The sequence below is a fragment of the Variovorax sp. PBL-E5 genome (assembly GCF_901827185.1).
Lineage (GTDB): Bacteria > Pseudomonadota > Gammaproteobacteria > Burkholderiales > Burkholderiaceae_C > Variovorax.
This window is the reverse complement of the sequence record NZ_LR594672.1, coordinates 324,868-349,522: the sequence shown is the minus strand read 5'-3', so window position 1 is coordinate 349,522 and position 24,655 is coordinate 324,868. Positions and strand designations below refer to the sequence as shown.

The following is a 24,655-nucleotide window of genomic DNA, read 5'->3' as shown; positions in this document are numbered from 1 at the left end:
CTTCGCATGCTCCCCTACCAAGACCCTGACCACCCCGGAAATTCCGCAGAACACCACACGGGCAAGCTCTGCCTGTGGCGCTGCGGCCGGCCCGCCGGCACGGCGTGGGGCCCGCTCCTCTGCTTTCACTGCAATGTGCAGCGCATGGACAAGTTGAACGACCGGTTCAAGCTGCTCGAGGAGCATATGGAGCGCATCGCCGCCGGCCCATGACCACGCACCGTCGCTGAAATTGCCGACTGACGGCATCGCGCCGCGGCGCGACTGGGCCTATGATGTTCTCGCGCGCTCGGTATAGCCGGGCGTTTGCGTCACCTTCGGGTGTGCCAATGACCAGGACGAGAGCATCTAGCACCATGCATATCGACTGCAGGCAGCAAGCGGCGCTTCGGCGTCGCTTGTCTTTGGGCTACCGTCCGCCCATGACCAGGCCTTGAGCCCTTATCAGTTGGTTGGACTGACCCTCAACATGAAGAGCTGCTCCGCCACTCGCCCTGCCGGGCTGCGCTTCGCCACGAAAACGGAGAAGTTCGTCGCAGTCACGAAGCTCGAGGGGCGAACGAAGGCCACCTGAATCGCGCAGCTTTGCCCAGGCTCGAGGGCAGCCCCACAGGTGCCGAGGCCCACGCTCGTCCCGTTGGTGATGCCCGAGACGCGCACGCCGGCGACCGACACCGCTTCATGCGAGGAAGCGGGATTCGTCAACGTCGAGTTGAAGGTGAAGACGTCCGGGTCGCCGGACGTGCGCGACGGTGCCTGGAAGAGCAGGGTCATGAGCCCGTCGGTCTGCGGAGAGGTGAGTGAGATGTTGGTGTAGACCGTGTATGTCAGGGGAGCCGCGTCGAGGACCTGGCCATCGAACTTCAGTTGAAGCGTGCCGGAGTAGGTGCCTCGCTGGGCAGTGCTGAACTTGTACGTCGCCATGCAGTTGCTGTAGGCCGGAATCATCGCGGCGCAGCCACTGCTGATGTCAGGCATCGGACCTTGGCCGTCCCAGCCAAAGTCGGCGCGCGGCATTGGAACGCTCGCGGTGTTGCTCGCAAACACGTTCACGTTGAAAGTTGAGCCGGCGGCGTTGTCTCCCTCGGCCGTGGTCGGCAATGGCGGAGCGAAATAGACCCCGGGCCGTCGGTTGACGGTGACATTGATGGACTTGCCGGGGTCGGAGGCCGACCCCTTTGCGGTCACCACGGCAATGCCCGGGCTGCCCCCTGCCGTCAAGATGGAGGTCGCTTCGCCGTAGCCGGCGGTCCGGCTCGTTGCGGCGCTGAGCGTTCCACTCGTGCTCTCCCATTGCACGGTTGCTCCGTCGCTCACGCCATTCCCGTGCGGGTCGGCAACCAGCGCGCGCAGAGTGGTCTGGCCGCCCGCGGATATCGTGGAGGGCGCTGCGAAGACGTAGAGCACGGTGGCGCGCCCGTAGTCGGGCCGGGCCGCCACCTCGAGAGACGTTGACGCTGCGCTGCTTGGCGTCGTTCCAGTCACGCGAATCGTTTGGGCCAACGTGGGGGCTTCAAGGGTGACGCGGGCCTTTCCTCCGGCCGTATAGGTGGTCGGCGCGGACAGGAAGCCCACGTCTGCGGCCCATCGGACCTCCACACCGTCGGGGGCCTTCGCTCCCTCGGCATCGACGACGTCGGCCACCAGCTCGACAGTGCTTCCGACCGTAAGGGCGCCGGATGCTTGGAGATTCACCAATCTCGCGCTTGCCGCCTTGAACGCGGAGTCGCTCGGCGTCTCGGACCGCGGACCGCCGACCGGAGGCGCTCCCAAAACAGTAAGCCCCGTGGCAGGCACCTTGAAGACAAGGGTTGGTGCGGCGGTTGCGGCGCCGGCGAAGCCCAGCACTGTTGCAAGGACGAGGGCGGCGCCAGAGCGCCGCATGGTAAAGGCGTTCATCGAGAAGCGAAAAGGAGAGCGCATGGAAGCGCATTGAGACGGGCTTTTCGCGTATAGCCAACGACCGTTTAAATCCGGCCGGCCATGAGGCCAAGAACGTGAGCCCGTCGCGGGGCTGGCCGCCCGCCTGGCGTCGAACCGGCCTAGTCGGGCGTAGCGCTCACCAAGCCTTGACCAGTTGACTCGCGGCGCGACTCGTTCAAGGAACGAGTTTTCCGCCGGACAGGTCTTCGAGGAGCATGCGGGCCTGCGCGTAGCCTGGAATCTCCGGCCGCAGGGTGCGGACCAGTTCGTCGAGGTGCTCCGCCACCTGGCCGCGCACGACCTGCTCGGAGGGGCTACCGACCGGGCGCAGGCGCAGGAACGGGACCCCGGCTGTTGCGAACAACCGGTCCTTCTTCCCGTCGTTCTTCTGCTGGCGCTCCGTGTCGTGATAGATGCTGTCGACCTCAATGGCGAGCATCGGCATATAGGTTGTCGAATTGACCACAAGCAGGTCCACGCTTGCCAACAGGTAGTAGTTGAAGTCCTCGGGTGTCACGAGTTCCTTCACCAACTCGTACTTCATGAAGCTCTGCAACGCGCAGTTCGGGAACACCAGGTGGTTCGGGCACAGCTGTGTCATGATTTGATAGATGCGGAACTCGAGCCCGCTGTTGAAGACCTGCTTGACGGTGCTCGTCCCCTGCGCGCGGATGATTCGGCCAACAAGCTTGTGCTGGTCCTCCTGCTCGACGAGCGGAGCGATGTGCGGGTTGATTCGATACTTGCCGGCACTCTCGAAAATCATGCCGGTATCGACGAGCTTTTCGTAGTGGAACCGAACCCACTTCACCTCCATGTGGGCGTAGTCGGCGAGCTCGTCCATGCTGCTGTAGGTTTGAATTTGGGCGAGGACGCCCAGGAGCTTTCGGGCGGGAGCTCCGATGGAGGGCCAACGATTGACCGCGGTCTTCTCGTACTGGGCCTCCTTCTTCAGTGCGGCGAGCCGGGCCTTTGCCAGCTTCAGAAGCTCGCCACGCGCCTCAGCGAGGCGTTCAGGCAATGCGGCCTCGGTAAGGCGCGTCACGGCAGCCGCGGCCGCAGCTTCGCTCTTTTCCTTGTCAAGCAATATCCGCAGGTTGCCGAGCGTGGACTTTTCGAAAGGTGCCTTCCGCTCATCCGCCAGTACCGAGAGGTAGCTCTCCAAGGACAGGCTGGACGAGCCTGCCAGCTGCTCGAGATATCCAAGTCGGAAGCCACCCTCCCCTTTCTCAAGGTCATCTCGGAACTGCCGCGCGAGAGCGAGCACGCCAGCATGCTCTTGGGTCTCGAAGCCATTGCACAGAGCCGCAAAGGCGGGGCCCCCGACCTGCAGCCAGACCTCCCATATGGGTTCGGCCATGTCCGCGACCGCGAGCTTCCCAAGTAGCGCCCGCACCTCGGCTCGCTCCTCCGCGCTCAACTGGATACCCTCCAAGTCAGCCCAGACGTGGGTGGTCGGCGGCAACTGCCCCCGCTTCAGCCAGCCGTGCAGTGCTCGGAGCATCAACAACAGGCGTTGCGCTGGCAGGGGATGGACATGCGCCGCCTGGAATGCGAAGAGCGGCACCTTGTCCCCCAGCCATGCGAAGCTGGAATCATCCCCAGGCAGTTCCCTGTCTATTACCGCGTATTGCGCGAGGGCCGTCCAAATCACAGCTGCCAAAGCCAGTTCGTCACGCCATTGAAAGCGAATGCGCTCGGCCTCGTCCATGAGCCGGGCAAGGCTTTCACTAAGGCTGGGCGCGAGGAACGAGTTCCAGCCCACGGGCAACACCTCTACGCTGCCCTTGTGCTGCACGGTGAGGGCCTGGCCGAACATGCCATCCTCCTGGTCCGCCACGCTCGCAAGGAGCGCCATGCCTTCAAAGAAGAGGTTTTCCTGGTCGCTGCCATTAGCAGTCAAGCTCGTCACGACCTTGCGCAGCCCATCACACCGCGGCCCCAGGCCTTCGGGGTACCGGCTGAAAACGGAATCCAAATGCTTGACCGGAGTGTTTTGGAACTCCCACAGAAGGGCCCAGATTTGAGGGGTGAGCGCGTCCCGAGCCGACCTGGACGCACCTTCCTCATACGGAGCAGTCGCGGGGGTCTCCAGCTTCCCTGCCCACGCGAGAGCGGTTTCAGCCTCCCACGGTTGAGCGACGCGCATGTCCAGGTCGGCTCGCAGAGCGGTGACAAGCAACCGACCGTAGTCGTCCAGCTCGGAGGTCCAGGCGCGCTCGAGTGCTTCGCGCAGGATGAGGTCGACCTCTCCGGCCGCGTTCGCGCGGACCTCCACCTCCTGCGTCCAGGTTTCGTCGTGCTCCTGGTAGTCATCCCGAAGCATGATGCGGAGCACCCGCCCGCGGAGGTTCTCGAGAAGGTCGAGGCGGCTTGGCTGTGCGCGGCATGCGGTGGTCAGCCATCGCATACCCTCCAAGGCGTCCTTGAGGTCGTAGCCAAGCGTCCGCAGGTACACGTCGAATTCGGGTCGAACTGCAAAGTCCGGGTCGTGCTCGCTCAGGCGAGCCAGCGCCGCCGTCAGCCGGGGCTTGTCCGATTGCCTGACACGGTCGTAGGCGTCCAGAGATTCGTCACCGGCAAGCCCGCGAACCTCCTGCAAGGCCAGCCACGCCTGAAGATTGCTGTCCGGCTCTGCGTCGATTTCCGCCGGGGGCAACGTACCCAGCGCAAGCAACGTGTCGAAGTCCTGTGCAGCGCGAGCCTGTTCCGCGCGCGCCTGGAGCTCCGAAAAGGGCCGCCGTCCTGGGGATGGATGCTCGGCAGCGGCTGCGGCCGCGGCCGTTGGCGCAGACGCGGGCGGCTGCGCGCGGGGGTTACGAGACTTGCGCGATTTCGACTTTGCCATTGGAGCGTCTTCTTTTTAGAACTGCGGCGAGGGATTTATTTTAGGGGGACCCACTCCCAAACGCCGCGGCACTCGCTATAGGAGCCAGGAAAACCTACGGAGCAACAATGAGAAATTCCCCAGAAGCACCTTCGTTCCACCTGCAGGACAGCCGCGGCAACGTTGGCGACAACCTGATGTGGTGGGCCATCGGTGGCGGCTACACCTCGGATTTGTCTAAGGCTGAACCCTTCTCCGAGTTCGACGCATTCAAGCAGCACGCGTCACGCGAGTCCGACATCCCATGGCCGACCGGTTACCTGCGCGACCACGCCCGCCCGGTTGTGGACATGCAATACCTGCCGCGTCACGAGGAAATCCCCTTCGAGGCGATGAAAGCAAGCGGCCTCTTCTACGTGCAGGACGCCAACCGTCGCTACATCGGAAACGATATTTGTTTTCGCACGCGTGACGGTAGCTCGGCGACCAACTTGGGCCTGGCAGGCCTGTTCCGTGCAGACGAGCTGGACGGCATCCCCGGCATTGCGTGGCCCCGAACTCTGGTCGAAGCCCAGCGTCGCCCAGCGGTGGATGCAGGTGCGGTTGACCACAAGACGGCACTCAGCGACCCGTGGCTTCGAGCGCTGTTGGTCAAGCCCGAGCGGCAGGCGCCTGAGCGCTATCGATGCCACGGCTGCGGCGTCTTCATGACCGTCGGAAACTACTACGGTAGCGCGTGCCAGCGTTGCGGTAAGGACAACCGCCCCTAACCTCCTTCAGTGCCCTGACCACTCTCGGTCGGGGCTTTTTCCGTCATTCAGGGGAAATCGGCACCTGGCTGGAGTGCGCAGAAAAAAGACGCCCACGGCGCGCAGTAGCGCACGGTGGGCGGGAATGACGGTTACTGAAGCTCGATACCGGAAGGCAGGCTGTGGAGCGGTTTTCCAATCAGGGCGGCGACGGCAAGGATTTCCCCCAGAGAGGCCGCTTGCAATTTCTCTGACCGGCCCTGCTTGCAGTACGCATCGACGGACAGGGTTCGCCAATCGGGGTGGGGCTGGTCGCTGCACAACTGCCAGTTTTGATGGGGGCTCGCTCGGCGATACACGTCAACTCCCGTCGAGCGGTGTAGGCCAGCGCCAAAGTACGCCTGTGCCACTAGTTTGACTTCCGACCCATCGCGCCTGGGCATGACCCTAGTGACCTTCGTGACCAAATCTTCCATATTTCCTCCTGTTCGGCCCGCACACTGAGGTGAGCTGGCACGGTTGAACGATTGATAGCGCGTATAGCCATGAAGCGGGTCTGTGCCGACAGCAAGCGCGTGCCGGCGTTGCGAGACGGACAGCCGGCGCTAAGCCCGGCCATCAGAGGCCTGACCTGATTTGGCCGAGCACTACGAGCTTACGGCTCGATGCCGCGATGCATTGCTTGCGCCGGAAGCCAGGCTACTCAGTGTCGTGCACGTCGCAGAGCGTCCTAATCCATCCGGAATTGCGAAGTTCGCCCGGCGCGCCGCAAACCTCGCAGGTGCGTGCGCTCATCGCCTCGGCAAATGCGATGTAGGCGTACTGCTCGTCGCTGGCGCCGGAGACGTAGAAGCGCAGGGTGCCGAACTTTTCCTTCACCTGGACCGCGACAGGGACGCGGTCGGCCGCGGCGGACATGGCCAGGCGTGCACGTTCGACGTCGACCGCGCTCACTCGCTCTGCTCCCTTGTAGGGCACCGTTCCCTCGATACTCCGCTTGTGCTCATACTCGCGCACGGCAGCCCGATGGTCCGCCTCCAGGAGGCTGCCGAGAGCGTCAAGGAGCGAGTACCAGCCATCTCCCACCTCGAAGCCGAAGCACATCAGCGTGCGGCTCGGGTCACCGCGTCGGTCCTTGAAGACAAGGGGGTACTTCTCACAAAGGGCTTGGTCGAATTCGGGTTTCATGGTGCTGGCGGGTCAGGGGCTGAGAAAGGGGAATGCACCGTCTAGGTCTCAGCACTTATCCCCCGCTGCCACCTTACTGGGAGGTTGAGCTTCCCGAGCACGTCCAGGAACGTTGCCGGCGGCACAGCCCGGACGTTCGGGCGTCGGTTGAGGTGCTCGAACACCGCCGCTGCCCGCAACTGCTTGCAGTCCGGGCCGCCTCGGTATCGCAAAGGGTCGACCTTGAAAGCCGCCCAGTCACTCGCGCCGGCCAGGATGGCGATGCAGTCGAGTTCCTGCAGTCGCCCGAACGGGAACCCCTGGTCGTCCAGCAGCTCGCCGAACTCGATGGCGAGTTTCTTGAGCGCTAGGCGGACCTCCGAAGTCATCTAGGCGAAACGCGTTCTTTCGTCTGGTCGACGCTAGCCCGCCTGATGGCGTGAAGAAAAATGGCGGACAGGGTCATGAAGGCAGCGGCGCCCACGGCGGCACGGAGCGCGGGGCTGAGGAACATGCCTGCCGCGTAGACGAGACCACGCAGCAGGTCCCACTTGAACGCGATGGCCAAGGCTGCGGCAAGGATGCCACTGGGGGACATGAGCCAGACTGCCAAAGCACAAGCAAGAACCAGTGCCAGAAGTGCCAGGATTCGCAGCCGCGGCGCTGCGGTCGACAGAAGGATGCGCACGAGGCGCCAGGGCGCGAGCGCCACATTAAGGCCTACGTCCGCCAAGTCGCTCAGCCGCGTATGGACTGCGGCGCGCGCGACGCTCGTCGATGTGGGGTCCGGAGGGTGGGCATGCGGCATGGCAGCCGATGCTAGCAGCGGACCGCCACGGCGAACCAAGAAAAAAGCGGCCCACCAAGGTGAGCCGCAGGAATGATGTGCGCTATCGCACGACCAGCCGGTTATGGTTTCTTGGGAGGGAGGCCCTCTTGTTCAATCTGGATAAACGCAGCGTCGCTCTGGTCACCTTGCACAGCGCGCACGAACAGGCCGCGAACGTCGTCGGGGTTGACCTTGCTGAGGTCTGGTGCACACCGGTACATGAGCGCAGCCACTCTGTCACAGAACTTCACCCGCTCAGCCTGGGTGGCGCTGACTAGGCATGCGGACAAGCACGATTCGGTGTCTGCCACCGACCGGTCTGCCGTGAGGACCCTCAGGTCTGCCCACAACAGCTCGTCGTCGCAGCCGCCAAGGCTGGTGAGCTCCACGGCATAGGGGCCGTAGACGGCGCCGCCGAGCTTCGGGTCCTCCGAGGTGCCCTGTGGCTCGTCCACCCGGTAGACCACGTCTTCGCTCTTGTCGGGACAGTAGTGGTCGGCCAATCCGCGGTAGTTGCCGTCGTCAACCTCGAAGTGTGCCTTGCCGTCAGCTGCAAACTGCCGGGCGGCCTCGATGGCGTCCTCCGGGGTATCGCCTCGCGCCAGCACGATAGCGGTCATGCTCGTGTCGACTGACACCGGAACCCGGTACAAGAAGCCAGTTCCCGGAATCTCCGTCTGCGAATGCGGCGCCTGGTCGGGCGCGCTGCAGACAGTGGGGGTCCTTTGGTGCACGAGTACTTGCCAGTCCGTCTCGCCGATGCTGGCAGCCACTGCATGCAAAAGCTTGCTGTGAGCAACCTTGGCGTCCATTTTGGTCAGCTGCCGGCCGATGCGCCGCGACAGCGTTCTCACGCGCTCGCTGGGCTCCTCACACTCGAGCACGGCCGCCGGACCGGAGTCGCAGACGTCGAACCACTTCGATTGCGCGAGCTCTTGGAACGTGACGGCGCTGACCTCGAGCACCTCTTCCACGCGAACGTTGCGGCCGCGGTCCTCCTTGAAGGAGAAAGAGCCGTCGGCGCTTACGGTGAACGGCCCCCACCCGTAGGTACAAGCGCGACGAGAGAAGAGCTCCGCGGCTTCGTGCCGGTCCATTGCGCTGGCGCAGCAGTTGACTGCGTGGCTGTCATTGGCGTCAGTGACGCGGAGGCGTCCGATAAAAAACTGCATGGTTGTCCTTTTGACCTGGAAGGTCGCTTGTCTTGTCGCCAGTGCCTGCCTTGCTGAGCGCAACCTTCCGGTGAATCGGATGGATGGGCACAGTGCCTTGAAAACATTGCTTTTCCATACCCCGAAGGGCGCAGGCGGATGGGCAATGGAACCCGTACCGCCTATAGCGACTCCTGCGGTCTCGCAGGCTTAAGACCTCCGGCCATTTGTTCAACGGGCTGGGCAAAAGGGGCGGAATTGTCCAGAAAGCTGGACATCTGCTCGCCGAACGCAGTCAGGCGACGCGGCGCTTTTAGGCCAACGCCCCTGGCGGCAGCGGACGCGGTGGCTACAGGTAAAAGGACAACTCTCAAGGACCCTGTATGCGGAAACTCCAATCGCCTCCCGCGGCCGGTCAGCGCCTCACTGCCTGGCTTGCCGTACCCGGCGCTCATCACTGTTCGATGCGCTGCATCGAAGGAACCGACATCAACGAGGTCGCGAACCGCGTGGCATTCATCGAAAAGACGCCGCGTGTGCGCAATGCGCCCTTCACCGACCTGCACACCGACTACCGCAACTGGCATCCGGGCTCCAAAGGCGACGACGGCTGGGACGCAGAATCCCAGGCTTGGTGCGATGGCTTGCTGCTGAACCTGGGCTACGTGCTTCCGCCCTCGGCTTGAACCGGACGTTGGTCACATGTTCTGCCGCCGCGCCGCCCAGGCCTACTCGGGCAATTAAGCGCATCCCCCTTCTTCAGCCGCCCCTCCCGGGCGGCTTTTTTCGTGCGGAGCCGACGCTTGCGGCCTGCGCCATGGCAAGAGTTCCTTCAGATTTCGGCGTACGACCTGGAAATCTCTCCGCCGCTCAAGAAAATGTCCAGAAGGGCCCTCCGGCCCTGGCCCGAGTAGTTTAGAATAGGTGTACCAAAGTACAGGTATTCTTTCCCTGATGACAATCATTGCACCTTCAAGATTAAGGGAACTGCGTATCGCCGCAGGCCTGACGCAGACTGCGCTCGGCAAGGAGTTAGGCGTCGGCAAGGCCCGGGTGTCTCAGATGGAGCGAGCGGGGGAAGGGCTCGACAGGCTTTCCACGCTCGAGAAGCTCGCCAGTATTCTGGGCGTGACCATTGAGGACCTCAGGCAGCCCGAAGGAGCGCCGAGCAAGGTGGGGCACCGCAGACAGGCTCCTGAAGCGTCTGCTGCTGGCACCCCATTGTCCTCGCTGTCTCCGTTGCAACAAGCCGCGGTACAGGCGCTGGTCGCGGCCTGCGCAAGCAGGCAGCTCTCGGACCGCCGCCTGGTCGAACTGCTTGGCGAATGGCACGGCCTGGCCTGAGGCCGGGTGCTCCGTTCAGGCCGCAGCGGCCCCCAGCGCCGCTGCCGTGCCCTCCACGTCATCACAGCGTGCACACAGGTCCAGAAACAGCCCCGTGCGACTGTGCCTGCGACACCGGGGACACAGCCCGCGTTCGGAGCTGACTACGCGTACGCCGTACCCATTTCCGCGGCCGAGCCGCACCTCGGCACAGCCGAAGAAGTCGACCATCTCCGCCTCGCTGACCAGGAGTGCCGCAGGGGTGTCGGGCACGACCACCGCCAGCTCAAGCGAGCTTGCCGACTTCAGGCCATCCTGCCGGTGCGCGTCGACGTACTGGTTGACCTCGCGCTTGAGCGCTTTCAGCTGGTCGTAGGTGGCCAGAAGCTCGTCCGGGGTGTCGACAGAGGGAAGCGCCAGGTCTCCCAGCGTCAGCAGGAGCACAGATGCCTCCTCACGACGCAGCGCATCACGAACCGACTGGAAGACCTCTTCTGCGGTGAACGGCAAAACGGGGGCCAGCAGGCGCAGAAGGGTGTTGAGCACGCAGGCCAGGACGTACTGGACCTCGCGCCGGCGCTCCGAGCCTGCAGCTTCGCAGTAAAGCGCATCCTTGACAGCAGTGAAGTAGTCGCTGGAGACCGCATCCGCATACTTCAAGAGCAGCGCGGTCGCCGCTGCGAAGTCGTACAAGCCGGCGGCCTCCTGCACGCCGGTCACCAGCTCCCGGAGCTCGAGGACCTGCAGGCGGTTCTGCGAGTGGGTGAGTTCCGCCAGCGCGAAGTCGAAATCGAAGTCGACCAGGTTTTGCAAGCAGAACCGGAGTGTGTTGCGCACCTTGCGGTAGCGCTCCACCGTCTGGTCCAGCGATTTTGGCGACAGCTTGAGCTCCTTGGTGAAATCCTGCTGTAGGGCCCAGAGGCGTAGCACGTCGGGGCTGTAACGCTTGAAGAGCTCGTCCAGCGGCAGGTAGTTCTTGCTGGATTTCGAGTACTTGCGGCCATGCTCGTCGACCACCATGCCGTGGGTGAGCAAGGCCTTGTACGGCGCCGGGCCGCCGGCGGCCACCGCTGTCAACAACGAAGATTGAAACCAGCCTCGGTGCTGGTCAGTACCTTCCAGGTAGACGTCCGCTGTCCGCCCGAAGCGCTTCTTCATGACGAGCTCATGCGTGGCGCCGCTGTCGAACCACACATCGAGGGTACGACGTGGACCTGCAGAATGCCATGCCTCGACGCCCTCCCCTGCAACTCGGGCCGCCAGGGCGCGGTCCTCGGGGTCGGAGGCGTCGACCAGGGGTGTCCCCCAAAGCCTGGAGCGGGAGAGGCACCAGGACGTGCGCGAGCGCAGCATGCTGCTGAGCCGCTCCCGCGACCCCTCCGGCACGAAATGAACGTGCTGCAGCGCATCGAGCGCGCGGGGACCGACGTCCGCTAACTCCATGAAGAACTCGGACGACGCGCGGAAGAAGACGGGGCGCTTGTGACGCCAGCAATGCGGGTACTCGTGCTGAACGTTCTCGTGCGAGAAAACGAGCGGTGCGACGCGCTCAAGCACGTGGGCCGTGCCTTCCCGCAGGCTCATCCCGGCCATCTCGCCGTGGAGGAAGCGGCCGCGCTCGTCGACGTAGTGCTCGACCGCCAGGCCGTGTGCCTCTCCCACCCGGAAGTCGTCCATTCCGAACGCCGGCGCCAGGTGCACCAGGCCGGTGCCGCTGCTCGTCACGTAGTCCGCAGGCAGCAAGGGAACCAGTTCTCCGGTGTAGGGGCTGTAGGCGCGGCGGCCAGCCAGGTCGAACGTAGGCGTATCAGCGGCGTCTTCCGGAGCCCGGGCTCGCACCAGGGTGCGCGCGCCGTCCGCCACCGCCACGTAGTCGAGCGCCGGGCTGTAGGCAACGCCTTTGTTGGCAGGCAGGGTGTAGGGCGTCGTGGTCCAGACCTGCAAGAACGTGTTCTCCAGCCCCTCGACGGGGAACAGCACGACCAGGCTGTCGGAAGCCCGCTCCTTGTACTCCACCTCTGCTTCAGCCAGGGGCGACGCGCAGTCGGGGCACCAGTGCACCGGCCGCAGCCGCTTGGCGACGTTGGGGAGCTCGCTGAAGAGGCGCGCTGCGCCGGCCTCGAACTCCGGGTCGAGCGTGCGATACGGCTGCTCCCAGTCGGCAGCGACCCCGAAGGTGCGGAACTCCGCGGTCTGGTTGGCGACCTGGCCTTCCGCGTAGGCTCGGCAGGCCTCGACGAAGGCTCGGGGGTCGTCCTTTGAGACGCCAAGCTTCTCGACCTCGAGCTCCACGGGCAGGCCGTGGCAGTCGAAGCCAGGAACGAAGGGCGCGAAGTAGCCGTCCAGGCGCTTGAACTTGACGAGCGCGTCCTTGAGGGTCTTGTTCACAAAGTGGCCGAGGTGCAAGCCGCCGTTGGCGTACGGAGGTCCGTCGTGCAGCAGGAAGAGCGGTTTGCCAACAGGATTGCGATGCAAGGCGTCCACGGTCGCCGGCGCGCCCCAGAGGGCGAGGTAGGGTGCTTTGTCCGCATGCAGTTGCGGGAGTTCGAACGAGGACTTGAAGAGATTGAGGTGGTACATGATTCGGGTCCAGAAAAGCAAAAAGGCAGCGAGGGTGAGTCGCTGCCTTGGGAGGTCGAGGTCGAAGGTGGGGCTAATCGCCCAACGTAATTCGCCCCCGGTGCTCTGCGGCAGCGGAGGTGCGAATAATCGAGAAGGACCAGTGCTTGGACACGATGTGCTTGATTGAGTGTGACGCCTTGTATAGGCACTCACATTTTAAACGAACTGCATCTATTCTTTCACGTTTTAGGGCCATTGGCCAAGAATAGCTGCACGGAGCAACCGCCAGCGGGCAACCGGTCTGCGCGGGGCCCGTAGTTTCCATACCACCGCTCGCCATCCAAGGAAGCGAAGTGCGCAATGCTGCACACAAACCACTCCCTCGAGCCGGCGGTACGGGAACTCGCTCGTAGACTGCCCCTGGTGCACGACGTGAGAAATTGGGTCGAACGGCCGGCAGCACACTAACAACACTAAGAGGAACTCAGCCATGGCAACTCGAATCGCTCTCCGGCACAAGGACACCGGGCTCATGAAGAATGGCTTTTACGGCTTCTCATGGACGACGCTCTTCTTCGGATTCTTCCCAGCGCTCTTCCGGGGCGACTTCCTCACCTTCATCGGCGGCTTCGTCATCGCCGTCATCATCGGCTTGATGACCTTCGGCATCGGCGCGCTCGCCATCGGCATCATCTGGGCGTTTATGTACAACAAGTACTACACCCGGCGGCTGCTCGAGCGCGGCTATTCGCTCGCAGGTAGCGAAGGCGAGAACGCCCTCGCCGCGTCGGCGCTCGGCATGGCCATGCCAATTGCGGCCAACGCCTGAAGCGCTGATGTCGGAAGACGAACGGCCAGACGACAAGCCACTTCACCGCCACTGGTGGTTCTGGCTCTTTGTGGTGATGGTCCTGCTCGCACTTTTTAAGCAAATTTCCGGCAGGGACGTCTTCTCGTTCTTCGGAAAGGTCGACAAAAGCCAGCCGAACCTCATCAAGGCCGCGTGCCAGGTCGTCTTCCCTTGCAATCTCGTCTGGGACCTGTCGGCCCCCGAGGACTTGAAGGACTCGAAGCCGGTGGTCCGTCCGCGGCACCTGGACGACTAGCTCCCTTGGGTGTGCTCGCGACGGGCCCCGCTTTGCCTGTGCCAGAAGCACCTCAGCTCCTGGCACGACGCGCGAAGGCAATTCGGTTGCGGCCGGGAATCTACGCAGGCAGGGCACTTCTCCAGGCAAAGCACCTCGCTCAGAGGACAGGTGGCGACCTGGGAGACAATGTCGGGAATGACGATTCTGCCGCTCCTCCGCAGCCTTGAGGCTATCGAACGCGCTTCCCGACCTGAGCTGGTCGGCTACCTGGAGGCCTGGGGTTTCCAGACATACGACCACGAATCCGACGAGGTGCTCCGGGCAGCGGCGCGTCAGAACTTCGAAACCGAGGGCGACCGAGCTCCCGGCGAGTAGCGCATTTAACGCCTGGGCCGCTGGCGGCGCGGCCGGTGCGGACCGTGCTGTTGCTTGTGCTCGCGCCACCGACCGAACGCCGCGCTCTGCCTAACCGCAAGCAGTCGGGCTGGGGTGCTGAAGGCAGGTGAGGTACATCTCGCGCATGCGCTCGGTTTCAGCATCGTCCATCTGCAGGCACCGCATTACGCCCTCCCAGGGGGCCTGCGAGAAGCCAGCGCTGTACTTGCGGCCAAGCCGCAACGTCGACTTGCGTGCCCAGCCGGGAATCGCAGGGGCGCCGGACCCGCCCGGCAGGTCCTGCTCTGACAGCAAAAAATCGCCGGACCGCGCTTGGCGTACAAGCTCATCCGTCCTGTCGAAGGCGTTGGTGCGGCCATGCTGGAGCGACGCTTCGACAAGAAACCACATCGCGTAATGAAGTGGTGCCGTCGAAAGGGAAGGTGCGACGCCGGTCAGCATCGCCGCGAGCACGTTCGTGCTGTCGAAGCACGAGGTCGAGCGGGAGCGCAGGTCGCCTAGCCGACGCAAAAGCAGTTGGAGTGCGTTCACCTCGTCCGGGGCGGGCTCGTTGGCGTCTGCCCAGCGGACCAGCTCATCCTGGATGGCCTTCAGGTTTGCCGGATTGGCACGGGGCGACTGCTGCGCAGCCGCCACTGGGTCTCTAAGAACGGAATGGCGAATTGCGGTCAGCAGGCCACTGCCGTCGGTCAGCACCACATCATGCGCATTGCCGCCTAGCTGTTGGCGCCGATGGAATATTGACCAGCTGTGCCGGTTGAATTTTGACCAGGGGCTAAGGCTGCCTCCGCAGGAGGTCAGCTGTGGATAACTATAGAGACGTTCCTGGTTTCTCGCTCCCTTCATTCAAGGGTTGACTGGCTGAAGTCTTGCGCTCCTGCTCCCTGGACTTGATGCGGCCCTTGGCCTCCTTGGAGCTGTGGCGGAAGCGGTAGGACTCGTTTCCGGTCTCGATGATGTGGCAGTGGTGCGTCAACCGATCGAGCAGCGCGGTGGTCATCTTGGCGTCCCCGAACACGCTGGACCATTCCGCGAAGGTCAGGTTGGTCGTGATCATCACGCTGGTGTGCTCGTAGAGCTTGGACAGCAGGTGGAACAGCAAGGCACCACCGGACTGGCTGAACGGCAAGTAGCCCAGTTCGTCCAGAACCACCAGGTCCATGCGCACCAAACTCATGGCAATGCGGCCTGCGCGACCTTGGGCTTTCTCCTGCTCCAGCGCGTTGACCAGATCCACCGTGGAGTAGAACCGCACCCGCTTGGCGTGCCGGCTCAACCCGGCAATGCCCAGTGCGGTGGCCAGGTGCGTCTTGCCCGTGCCAGGCCCACCGATCAGCACAGCGTTCTGCGCATCGTCGGTGAAGGACAGGTCTGAGAGTTTCTGGATCAGCGCCTTGTCCACCTGCGACACCTCGAAGTTGAACCCGGCCAAGTCGCGGTGCATGGGGAAGCGGGCCGACTTCATCTGGTGCGCAATCGAGCGCATCGCCCGGTCCGCATCTTCGGCTTGCAGCAGATGCTCCACCAGCCAGCGTGAGGCATCCAGCGTCGAGTCCCCACCTTGCTCGACCAGATCCGCCCAGGCCACGGCCATGCCGTTCAACCTCAATGCCTTGAGCTGCGCGTGAACATCCCGTGTCGTATCACGCATGACGCACCTCCTGATCATCCAGGTGGGTGGGACGCAGCCGGTCGTACCGCGCTGTGTCGGCCTTGGGCGCCAAGGTCAATTGCAGCGCGGTCTCGGCCTGCATTGGGGTCACCGGGTTGTTCAACCGCGCCAGCACATTGCGAACGTGCTCCACGCTGATGCTGCCGCTGGGGGCCATGCCTTCGAGCACCAGCTCTACAGCCACCAGCACCGCCTCCAAACCCGCCTGCGGAACCACCGCCAGCACCTGCGCCATGACCCGGTCACCTCCGGCGTGGCGCAACAAAGACTGCCGCAGCCGCAGCAGCGCAGGCGGCAGATCCAGGAAGGGTGTTCCATTGCGAAGCGCACCCGGCTTGCGCTGCACCAGGTCGATGTAGTGCTGCCAGTCAAAGACGGTCTGTCCACTGCCCGAGAGCCGGGCGTGGCTGGCCACCACCGCATCCATGGCAGCCACCTCCACCCGCTCCGGATACACCCGGGTGCTCACGATGTGACCCGCCCATTCACACGGCACCGAGTAACGGTTGCGGGCGGCCACCACCAGGCAGGTGCTGCTTACCCGGGCCAGGCGCTCCACATAACCATCAAAGAGCGTCGGCATGGACATGAGGTGGCCCCTCTCCAACTCCAGCATCTCACCCACGGTGAACTGTCGATGGATCGGGTGCGACGTGTCGGCCCACACCGAGCGGCAACGCTCTGCCAGCCAGGCATTGAGTTCGATGAATGAGCCGAAGCGCCGGGTGCTCGCCTCGATCCAGATACGCCGGCGGCTGTCCTGCACGTTCTTCTCCACCACCCCTTTCTCCCAACCCGAGGCCACGTTGCAGAAGTCCGGGTCGAACAGGTAGTGGCTGCACATGGCCGCAAAGCGCGCGTTGACGATGCGCCCCTTGCCCCGCTTGACCTTGTCCACCGCGGTCTTCATGTTGTCGTAGATGCCCCGCCGCGCCACCCCGCCAAGCGCCTGGAACGAGCGCGTGTGCGCGTCAAACAGCATCTCGTGCCCCTGGCTGGGATACGCCACCAGCCAGAACGCTCGGCTGGCACACAGCTTCAAATGCGCGACCTGCACGTTGTAGAACACGCCGCCCACCACCATCGCCTCATCGCTCCAGTCAAACTGGAACGCCTCGCCCAACTCAAAGCTCAAGGGCACGAACGCCTTGGCCGGACTGCTGTCAGAGCGCGTGCGCCACGCCCGGATGAAGTCCGTGACCGCGCTGTAGCCACCGCGGTAACCCTGCGCCTGGATCTGGGAGAACAGTGCCCTTGCAGAACGCCGGCTTTGCTTGGGCCGGTGCGCATCGGCCGCCAGCGCCTGGTGCAGCGTGCCCTCGAACGCCGTGAGCTTGCGCTCAACGACGCGTCGCTCGTACTTCGGAGGCTCATGGCCGGGGGCCTTGAGCCATTTCTTGACCGTGTTTCGGGCCAAGCCGGTTCGCTTGGAAATCTCGCTCAGGGAGAGTTGGTCGCGCAGCTTCATGCGCCTGACCTTGCCAATCATGTCCATGGTGATCACCTAATTTCCCTGCTGAAAGTTTCAGCAGGTCAGTGGAACACCCTGGTCAATTTTCAGTAGGCACTTCGACCTCTAGATGGTCAGTTTTCGGTCGGCGTCAACACCCGGATCTCACGCAGCAGCCGGGAGCCGGTCAACTCGGGCCAGGCCTGTAGTCGGGGTCTCCTCGTTTTCAGTGCAATAAGTGACGGTACGCAAAGCTAGCACTGGCGCGGGGGTGGTCTGGGTAGACCGTTGATTTCATTGACTTTCCTGTTCGCTTTGTAAACGGGTATGGTGGCCTCCCACTTTTGAGGTTCACGATGCAGGGTTGGCACACAACGTTTTTGGGGATGCGTGGGCTCCCCCGCGATATCAGCGACTTCGAGATGAAGGCATTTTTCACCTTCGATGGTGCCGAGCGCGACGCAATCAATGCACGCCGAGGTGATTCCCACAAGCTTGGTCTGGCGCTCCATATTGGTTTCCTGCGCATGAGTGGGCGTTTGCTCGGTGCCTTTCGGGTAATTCCAGTAGCCTTGTGGCGCCACCTTGGCAACGAGCTTGGCATTGCAGCACCAGAAGTCGCCTCGCTGAGAGCCATGTATGAACGCGGGCGCACGCTATTCGATCACCAACAAGTAGCCTGCACGGTCCTTGGATTCCAGTGGATGAGCGAGCACCAGCGCCGCTCACTGGTACGTGAACTGCGCGACGAAGTGGCGCGCTGCGCCGACCGCGATCAGCTACTCGTGCGGGCGCGTCAATGGCTGTACAAGAACAAGCTGGTGATCGTGCACGAGCGGGCAATTCGGACACTGATTGCGGCGGCACTTGCCCAGCTTGAAGTTGAAACAGGCACCGCCATCGCCGCCAGCGTTGATCCAGCAACACTTGATCGCTGGCGAGCCTCAGTTTCAGAGCTGCGCCCAGATGGACAAACCCAGCAGAGTTGGCTATGGGCTGCACCGGCGAAACACTCAACCCGCCAAATCAGCGAGGTACTGGAGCGCATCGACCTGCTTTACACGCTGGACGTTCATAAGCACCTGGCAGACATCCCCGATCTCATCTTGCGCCGCTACGCGCGCCGACTTGTCTCCAGGCCGCCCTCAGCCGGAGCCAAGATCAAAGAGCCAGCGCGCACCGTGGAGGTCGCATGCTTTCTTCGGTATTGCCTGTTCACCACCACAGACCAGTTGATCCTTATGGTGCAGCGCCGGATCGCCGATCTGTGGCGTCAGGCTGCCGCCGATGTCCCCGCTACCGTCAATTGGGCCGCAATGTACAAAACGCTGCTCGGCGAACTTGTTGCCTTGAGCGCGCAAGGTGCGGTGCCAGATGCTGAGTTGCGTGCCCGTCTTGAAGCCTTGATCACCGAAACCCAGAAACGCAAACCACCGAGCAGGGCCTCCCTGGTCCGCGAGGGATTGATTGATGGAATTCGCCCCGTGCGGTCGTTGCTCGTCGCCATTGCAAAGCTGCCCTGGCAGGCCACCGGCGAGCATCCTGCCATCGAGTACCTTGCCAAGCTGCAAGCTTTATATCTCAAAGGATCCAGAAAGCTGCCAGTTGAAGTGGTGGCACCAAGTCTGGGAATGATCTGGCAGGTTTCGATCTCCAGCCCAGACCGGGAACGGGCGTTTCAGGCGTTGGAGGTGGCCACCCTGTTTGCCCTGCGCCGCGCGGTGCGCAATGGCTCGGTCTGGATTGAGCACAGCCTGAGCTTTCGGGGTCGTGCGCGCTTGTTCTTCACGGACGAGCGTTGGCAGGCAGAGTCCAAGAAACACTATGCCCGTCTATCGTTACCCAGCAAGGCTGCCACTTTCTTGAAGCCTTTGCTGGCCAGAGTAACTGCCGGTGTCGATGCGGTGGCCGCTGCAGCCCGCAGTGGCGTACTGCGCGTGGATGATGAACTCCATTTGTCGCCATTGCCCGCAGAGGACGAAGACCCAGAAGTGACCAAGCTGCGCGCGGCTTTGGATCACCGCATCGGTGAGGTTCAATTGCCGGAAGTGATTCTGGCCGTTGACGCCCAGGTGCGCTTTAGCTGGATCATGCTCGGACGTGAGCCGCGCTCTACCGACGAGCTGCTGATGGTCTATGCCGGCATCATGGCCCACGGCACCAGTCTGACTGCGGTCGAATGCGCGCGCATGATTCCGCAATTGTCTGCCACCAGCATTCGCCAGGCCATGCGCTGGGCGCGGGACGAACGGCGTCTGAGCCAGGCCTGCCAGGCTGTGCTGGAATTCATGCAGCGACACCCGATTGCCGCCACCTGGGGGCGGTCCGATTTGGCATCTTCTGACATGATGACCATGGAGACCACCAAACGGGTGTGGCAAGCCCGGCTTGATCCTCGGCGCAACACACCTTCCATTGGAATCTACTCCCATGTAAAAGACCGGTGGGGCATCTTCCATGCGCAGCCCTTTGTGCTCAATGAGCGCCAGGCGGGCGTGGCCATTGAAGGTGTCATCCGCCAAGAAAAGCTGGAGACCAGCCAGCTTGCTGTGGATACCCATGGCTACACCGACTTTGCCATGTCACATGCCCGTTTGCTTGGTTTTGATCTTTGCCCGCGGTTGAAGGAACTCAAACAGCGCCACCTCTTTGTGCCACGCGGCACCAAAGTGCCCGCAGAAATCGCTGCGGTGTGCGAAGCCAATGTCGACGTCGCTTTGATCGAAAAGCATTGGGATAGTCTGGTGCACCTGGCAGCCTCGGTCATGAGCGGACATGCCAGTGCGGTGGCAGCTCTTGCGCGGTTCGGTTCTGCCGCCCAGGGCGATCCAATCTATGAGGCTGGCGTGCAATTGGGGCGGTTGCTGCGTACGGCGTTTTTGGCTGACTACTTTGTCAAGGACGCTTTCAGGAACGAGTTGCGCCGGGTGCTCAATCGGGGCGAGGCTGTTAACGCCCTCAAGCGCGCCATTTATACCGGCCGGATCAGCCCGGCGCAGGCCAAACGTGTCGATGAAATGCAGGCTGTGGCCGATGCGTTGAGCCTGATGGCCAACATCGTGATGGCGTGGAATACCTCACAGATGCAGGCGGTCCTGGATCGCTGGTCGAACCGCCGCCAGGTCATTCCACCGGAACTGATCGGGAAGATTGCGCCCACCAGGGGTCGTCTCAGAAAACGGAGAATAAAGCACGTTAAGCCGATTGCAGAGGTCGCAACGGCCTGAACTTGCCCGCGCCGATCTTGGCGCTGCTGCGCCAGAGGTAATCGCCGGTCAGATTGATGTGTTCCCAGCCCAACGGCGACAGGTACTGCAATAGCGTTTCATCGACGGCATGGCCGTTGCTACGCAACGCATGCGCTGCGCGCTCCAGGTAGACCGTGTTCCACAGCACGACAGCCGCCGTCACCAGATTGAGGCCGCTGGCCCGGTAGCGCTGCTGCTCAAAGCTGCTGTCGCGGATTTCGCCCAGCCGGTTGAAGAACACGGCGCGGGCCAGTGCATTGCGTGCTTCGCCTTTATTCAGCCCGGCATGGACGCGGCGGCGCAGCTCAACGCTTTGCAACCAGCCCAGGATGAACAACGTCCGCTCGATGCGCCCCAGCTCACGCAGGGCGACAGCCAGGCCGTTTTGGCGCGGATAGCTGCCGAGTTTCCTAAGCATCAGCGAGGCCGTCACCGTGCCTTGCTTGATCGAGGTGGCCAGGCGCAGAATTTCGTCCCAATGGGCGCGGACGTGCTTGATGTTGAGAGTGCCGCCGATCATCGGTTTCAGCGCGTCATAGGCGGCTTCGCCTTTCGGGGTGTAGAGCTTGGTGTCGCCCAGGTCTCGGATGCGCGGTGCGAAGCGGAAGCCCAGCAGGTGCATCAAGGCAAAGACGTGATCGGTGAAGCCCGCCGTGTCCGTGTAATGTTCCTCGATGCGCAGGTCGGACTCGTGGTACAGCAGGCCGTCAAGCACGTAGGTGGAATCGCGCACGCCGACATTGACCACCTTGTTGTGGAACGGCGCGTACTGGTCAGAGATGTGGGTGTAGAACGTCCTGCCTGGGCTGCTGCCATATGTTAATTTCCATGCAACCCTGAGCCGGCATTTCCATCGAATCTTGATCCACCCTTTTTGCAAGCCTGGAAGGCTCACGGTGTGGATAAGTTCTTGGTTTTCTCCTTCTTGGATTGTGCCGGCAGCGCCGAGCTGTTCTTGAATCGGAAGCTGTCGTTGCCAGTTTCCAGGATATGGCAGTGGTGCGTAAGCCGGTCCAACAGCGCCGTCGTCATCTTCGCATCACCGAACACCGACGCCCATTCGCTGAAGCTCAGGTTGGTCGTGATCACGACGCTGGTGCGTTCGTAAAGCTTGGACAGCAGGTGGAACAGCAAGGCCCCACCGGACGCGCTGAATGGCAGATAACCCAGTTCGTCGAGGATCACCAGATCGGCGTACATGAGCCGGGTGGCGATCTGTCCCGACTTGCCCTGCGCCTTCTCGACCTCCAGCGCATTGACCAGTTCGACCGTGGAGAAGAACCGGACTCGCCGGTGATGATGCTCGATGGCCTGCACACCGAGCGCCGTGGCCAGGTGGGTCTTACCAGTGCCCGGGCCCCCGACCAACACCACATTGTTGGCCTCCTCCAGAAACTCGCAACGGTGCAACTGCCGCGCCAGCGCCTCATTGACTTCGCTGTGGGCGAAGTCGAAACCGGCCAAGTCCCGGTACACAGGGAAACGGGCCACCTTCAATTGGTAGGCCACGGAGCGCACCTCGCGCTCGGCGGTTTCCGCCTTGAGCAGTTGGGCCAGGATGGGTTGTGCCGCCTCGAACGCCGGTGCCCCTTGTGCGGTCAGCTCGGCCACGGCCTGGGCCATGCCATACATCTTGAGCTCTCGCAGCATGATCACGATGGCGCCGCTGGCAGGGTCATGACGCATGACGCACCTCCTGGGCTGTGCGGGCAGCCGCGGGGCGGCGCAACTGGTCGTAGCGCAGCACGTTGGCTTGAGGTTCGTTGACCAAGCGCAGGGCCTGTGGTGCCGTCACCGGCGCCGCAGGCGCCGGCTCCCCTTCCAGCAAACGATGCAGCACGTTCAGCACATGGGTCTTGGTCGGCACGCCAGCTTCCAAGGCCAGCTCCACGGCGGCCAGCACGGCCTGTTCATCGTGGTGCAGAACCAGGGCCAGGATCTCCACCATCTCCCGGTCGCCACCCGATTGGCGCAGCAACATGGCCTGCAGCCGTTTGAAGGCTGGCGGCAGTTCGGCGAACGGAGCACCGTTGCGCAAGGCACCGGGCTTGCGCTGCAGCACCGCCAGGTAGTGACGCCAGTCGTAGACGGTCCGACCACCGACGTCGTGGCGCCGGTCGATGAGGCGCGTGTGCTCGCACAAGATCTGACCTTCGGCGGCGACCACCAGCCGCTCGGCGTAGACCCGCAGACTCACCGGCCGGTTGGCGTAGGAGGCCGGCACGCTGTAGCGGTTGCGCTCGAAGTGCACCAGGCAGGTGGGCGAGACCCGCTTGGTGTGTTCGACGAAGCCGTCGAAGGGGCGCGGCATCGGCATCAGGGTGGGCCGCTCCTGCTCCCAGACATCGGCCACCGTGCCTGGCAGCTTGCCGTGGACGATCTCGCGCCACAAGGTCTTGCAGCGGTTCTCCAGCCACTCGTTGAGTTCGGCCAGGGTTGGAAACGCCGGCACGGGTTGCCACAGCCGGTGACGCGCATCACGCACGTTCTTCTCCACCTGCCCTTTCTCCCAGCCCGAGGCCGGATTGCAGAACTCGGCCTCGAACAGGTAGTGGCTGACCATGGCGCTGAAACGGGCGTTGACGTCGCGCTCCTTGCCCCGGCGCACCTTGTCCACGGCGGTGCGCATGTTGTCGTAGATACCGCGCCGGGGAATGCCACCCAACACCGCGAAGGCATGGTTGTGCGCATCGAACAGCATCTCGTGGGTTTGCAGCGGATAAGCCCGCACGGTGAAGGCGCGACTGTGGCTGAGCTTGAAGTGGGCTACCTGCAGCTTGGTGCGCTCGCCGCCGATGACGGCCCAGTCTTCGCTCCAGTCGAATTGGAACGCTTCGCCAGGACCGAAGGCCAGCGGCACGAAGGTGCCTCGGCCGGTGGTCTGCTGCGCTTCCTGACGTTGCTGCTGCCAGACTCGGGCGAAGGCGGCTACCCGGCCGTATGAGCCTGGGTAGCCCAGGGCGGACAGGTCGGCGTGGAGTTGCTTCACGGTGCGCCGCTGCTTGCGCGACTTGCCCGCTTCGCTCTTGAGCCAGCCTGAGAGCTTCTCGGCGTAGGGATCGAGCTGGCTCGGACTGATGCGCCGAGGGTAGTGCGGCTCCGCCACACCCGCGCGCAGGTACTTCTTGATGGTGTTGCGAGACAGGCCGGTGCGCCGGGCGATCTCTCGGATGGACAACTGCTCGCGCAGGGCCCAGCGTCTGATGACACTTAATGTTGCCACGTCAATCACTCCTATGCTCCTGCCGAAAAAATCAGCAGGTTAGGGTTGTTACGTGGATCAGTTTTAGACGGAAATTACCGGGTTAAGTGGATCAGTTCTGGATGGAAATCAACAGACCTGACCACGTTCAGGTCTCACTTGCGTGATCTCGCCTCCGTCAAGGGAGTCACGGGAATCTGCGTCAACGGACACGCGTCGGAAGTCATGTCTTGCACGGAGCAGGAACAGGCCCGGATCTTAACGGTGGCTCTGGAAGAAGTAGGCAACGCGCTGCCGGTGATCGGCGGCGTCTATTCGGAAAGCAGCATCGTCGCAGCCCAGCATGCCAAGCAATGGCAGCAGCTCGGCGCCAACGCGCTCTTGGTGGTGCCACCGGCTGCTTTCGGCAAGGGTGCCCAGCTTCGGCCTGAGATGGTCATGGAGCATTACCAGCGGATCGCCGATGCATGCGACCTGCCACTGATCATCTTTCAATATGCGGGCGCGCAAATGATGGCGATCCAGACGCTCACCAATCTGGCTGACACCATCCCCAGCATCAAGGCGATCAAAGACTACTGCGGTGACCCCGTTGCGCACGAAGAGACGGTCAGACAGCTCCAGAATAGCCACAGGAAGGTGAACGTGCTGACCGCCCACAGCTCGTGGCTTCTGCAATCACTTGCGCTCGGGTGCGAAGGCATCTTGTCGGGTGCAGGCAGCACTGTCGCCGCGCTTCAGGCCGAGCTGTTCGAGGCGATGAAAGACAGCGACCTGCCACGTGCTCGGGAAATTAATGAGCGGCTGGACATTCCGAACAAGGCCTTCTACCACGCCCCGATGGCCGACCAGCACAACCGGATGAAAGAGGCTCAAGTCCTCATGGGACGCTTTCCCCATGCCGTGGTGAGGCCGCCGTTGATGAAGCTATCGACAGCGGAGATCGACGGCATCCGGGCGGCCTTGGCCAAGGCCGTCATGTTGAATCACTAAGGAGACCAGTATGACCATGGAATTCGCTTCCGGACTCGTAAAGCGCTCGGCATGCCTGTCTTGTAAACCGCTCAA

Annotated in this window: 22 protein-coding genes; 9 read left to right on the top strand and 13 right to left on the bottom strand. The window is 63.0% G+C overall.

All coding sequences use genetic code 11. The annotated features are described in order from the left end of the window. The first annotated feature begins 6 nt into the window (after positions 1–6). Entirely contained in the window at positions 7–213 is a 207-nt protein-coding gene (locus WDLP6_RS29395; RefSeq protein WP_162570849.1) for a hypothetical protein, read from the top strand. Between the two features lie 231 nt (positions 214–444). Here WDLP6_RS29395 and WDLP6_RS29390 read toward each other — a convergent pair whose 3' ends face one another. After that, positions 445–1,899, bottom strand: a complete 1,455-nt coding sequence (locus WDLP6_RS29390; RefSeq protein WP_162570848.1) for an Ig-like domain-containing protein — start codon at positions 1,897–1,899, stop codon at positions 445–447. A 199-nt stretch (positions 1,900–2,098) separates the two neighbouring features. Continuing rightward, a complete protein-coding gene (locus WDLP6_RS29385) occupies positions 2,099–4,771 on the bottom strand; it encodes a DUF2726 domain-containing protein (protein WP_162570847.1) in 2,673 nt (890 codons plus the stop codon). Between the two features lie 107 nt (positions 4,772–4,878). Here WDLP6_RS29385 and WDLP6_RS29380 point away from each other — a divergent pair, with 107 nt between their 5' ends. Beyond that, the gene (locus WDLP6_RS29380) at positions 4,879–5,520 is read left to right on the top strand and encodes a hypothetical protein (protein ID WP_162570846.1); all 642 of its coding nucleotides are present in this window, start codon (positions 4,879–4,881) and stop codon (positions 5,518–5,520) included. Between the two features lie 678 nt (positions 5,521–6,198). Here the strand turns inward: WDLP6_RS29380 and WDLP6_RS29375 are convergent. The 4 genes from WDLP6_RS29375 to WDLP6_RS29360 all read right to left on the bottom strand — a co-directional run bounded on the left by WDLP6_RS29375 (position 6,199) and on the right by WDLP6_RS29360 (position 8,667). Beyond that, positions 6,199–6,687 carry a hypothetical protein gene (locus WDLP6_RS29375; RefSeq protein WP_162570845.1) on the bottom strand — a complete coding sequence of 163 codons (489 nt, stop codon included), beginning with the start codon at positions 6,685–6,687 and terminating at the stop codon, positions 6,199–6,201. Between the two features lie 41 nt (positions 6,688–6,728). After that, positions 6,729–7,055 carry a hypothetical protein gene (locus WDLP6_RS29370; protein WP_162570844.1) on the bottom strand — a complete coding sequence of 109 codons (327 nt, stop codon included), beginning with the start codon at positions 7,053–7,055 and terminating at the stop codon, positions 6,729–6,731. Beyond that, complete coding sequence (locus WDLP6_RS29365; protein WP_162570843.1) at positions 7,052–7,474, bottom strand: hypothetical protein; 423 nt, start codon at positions 7,472–7,474, stop codon at positions 7,052–7,054. Before WDLP6_RS29365 ends, WDLP6_RS29370 begins: the two co-directional genes overlap by 4 nt. Positions 7,475–7,575: 101 nt before the next feature. Then, on the bottom strand, positions 7,576–8,667 hold the full coding sequence (locus WDLP6_RS29360; RefSeq protein WP_162570842.1) for a hypothetical protein: 1,092 nt from the start codon (positions 8,665–8,667) through the stop codon (positions 7,576–7,578). Positions 8,668–9,110: 443 nt separating this feature from the next. On the opposite strand from WDLP6_RS29360, the gene WDLP6_RS29355 reads away from it, so the two are divergent. Then, positions 9,111–9,332, top strand: coding sequence for a hypothetical protein (locus WDLP6_RS29355; protein ID WP_068674320.1), 222 nt, complete (start codon positions 9,111–9,113; stop codon positions 9,330–9,332). Between the two features lie 268 nt (positions 9,333–9,600). Continuing rightward, positions 9,601–9,990, top strand: coding sequence for a helix-turn-helix transcriptional regulator (locus WDLP6_RS29350; protein ID WP_162570840.1), 390 nt, complete (start codon positions 9,601–9,603; stop codon positions 9,988–9,990). A gap of 15 nt (positions 9,991–10,005) precedes the next feature. On the opposite strand, the gene WDLP6_RS29345 is transcribed toward WDLP6_RS29350, so the two are convergent. Next, positions 10,006–12,549 (bottom strand): isoleucine--tRNA ligase, encoded by a 2,544-nt coding sequence (locus WDLP6_RS29345; protein ID WP_162570839.1) that lies wholly within the window; start codon positions 12,547–12,549, stop codon positions 10,006–10,008. A 472-nt stretch (positions 12,550–13,021) separates the two neighbouring features. Here WDLP6_RS29345 and WDLP6_RS29340 point away from each other — a divergent pair, with 472 nt between their 5' ends. From WDLP6_RS29340 to WDLP6_RS29330, 3 genes are all read left to right on the top strand, one after another. Next, positions 13,022–13,360, top strand: a complete 339-nt coding sequence (locus WDLP6_RS29340; RefSeq protein WP_068674326.1) for a hypothetical protein — start codon at positions 13,022–13,024, stop codon at positions 13,358–13,360. Positions 13,361–13,367: 7 nt separating this feature from the next. Continuing rightward, positions 13,368–13,637: a hypothetical protein gene (locus tag WDLP6_RS29335; RefSeq protein WP_162570838.1), complete on the top strand. Its 270-nt coding sequence runs from the start codon at positions 13,368–13,370 to the stop codon at positions 13,635–13,637. A gap of 177 nt (positions 13,638–13,814) precedes the next feature. Continuing rightward, a complete protein-coding gene (locus WDLP6_RS29330) occupies positions 13,815–13,994 on the top strand; it encodes a hypothetical protein (protein WP_162570837.1) in 180 nt (59 codons plus the stop codon). 90 nt (positions 13,995–14,084) lie between these two features. On the opposite strand, the gene WDLP6_RS29325 is transcribed toward WDLP6_RS29330, so the two are convergent. From WDLP6_RS29325 to istA (WDLP6_RS29315), 3 genes are all read right to left on the bottom strand, one after another. Beyond that, positions 14,085–14,714 (bottom strand): hypothetical protein, encoded by a 630-nt coding sequence (locus tag WDLP6_RS29325; RefSeq protein ID WP_162570836.1) that lies wholly within the window; start codon positions 14,712–14,714, stop codon positions 14,085–14,087. Between the two features lie 112 nt (positions 14,715–14,826). After that, entirely contained in the window at positions 14,827–15,666 is an 840-nt protein-coding gene (gene istB, locus WDLP6_RS29320) for an IS21-like element helper ATPase IstB (protein WP_162570835.1), read from the bottom strand. Beyond that, positions 15,659–17,182: an IS21 family transposase gene (gene istA, locus WDLP6_RS29315; RefSeq protein WP_162571147.1), complete on the bottom strand. Its 1,524-nt coding sequence runs from the start codon at positions 17,180–17,182 to the stop codon at positions 15,659–15,661. The genes istB (WDLP6_RS29320) and istA (WDLP6_RS29315) overlap by 8 nt, the downstream gene beginning before the upstream one ends. Positions 17,183–17,493: 311 nt before the next feature. Between istA (WDLP6_RS29315) and WDLP6_RS29310 the strand changes: the two genes are divergently transcribed. Beyond that, positions 17,494–20,364, top strand: a complete 2,871-nt coding sequence (locus tag WDLP6_RS29310; RefSeq protein ID WP_162595288.1) for a Tn3-like element IS1071 family transposase — start codon at positions 17,494–17,496, stop codon at positions 20,362–20,364. Here the strand turns inward: WDLP6_RS29310 and WDLP6_RS29305 are convergent. From WDLP6_RS29305 to istA (WDLP6_RS29295), 3 genes are read right to left on the bottom strand one after another with little or no spacing between them, the layout of a single operon-like run. Beyond that, positions 20,333–21,280: a Tn3 family transposase gene (locus tag WDLP6_RS29305; RefSeq protein WP_015060629.1), complete on the bottom strand. Its 948-nt coding sequence runs from the start codon at positions 21,278–21,280 to the stop codon at positions 20,333–20,335. The genes WDLP6_RS29310 and WDLP6_RS29305 overlap by 32 nt on opposite strands. Beyond that, the gene (gene istB, locus WDLP6_RS29300) at positions 21,277–22,071 is read right to left on the bottom strand and encodes an IS21-like element IS1600 family helper ATPase IstB (protein WP_011255145.1); all 795 of its coding nucleotides are present in this window, start codon (positions 22,069–22,071) and stop codon (positions 21,277–21,279) included. Before istB (WDLP6_RS29300) ends, WDLP6_RS29305 begins: the two co-directional genes overlap by 4 nt. Next, a complete protein-coding gene (gene istA / locus WDLP6_RS29295; RefSeq protein WP_011255179.1) occupies positions 22,061–23,617 on the bottom strand; it encodes an IS21-like element IS1600 family transposase in 1,557 nt (518 codons plus the stop codon). The genes istB (WDLP6_RS29300) and istA (WDLP6_RS29295) overlap by 11 nt, the downstream gene beginning before the upstream one ends. 129 nt (positions 23,618–23,746) lie before the next feature. On the opposite strand from istA (WDLP6_RS29295), the gene WDLP6_RS29290 reads away from it, so the two are divergent. After that, the gene (locus WDLP6_RS29290; RefSeq protein ID WP_162595287.1) at positions 23,747–24,580 is read left to right on the top strand and encodes a dihydrodipicolinate synthase family protein; all 834 of its coding nucleotides are present in this window, start codon (positions 23,747–23,749) and stop codon (positions 24,578–24,580) included. Positions 24,581–24,655 lie beyond the last annotated feature (75 nt).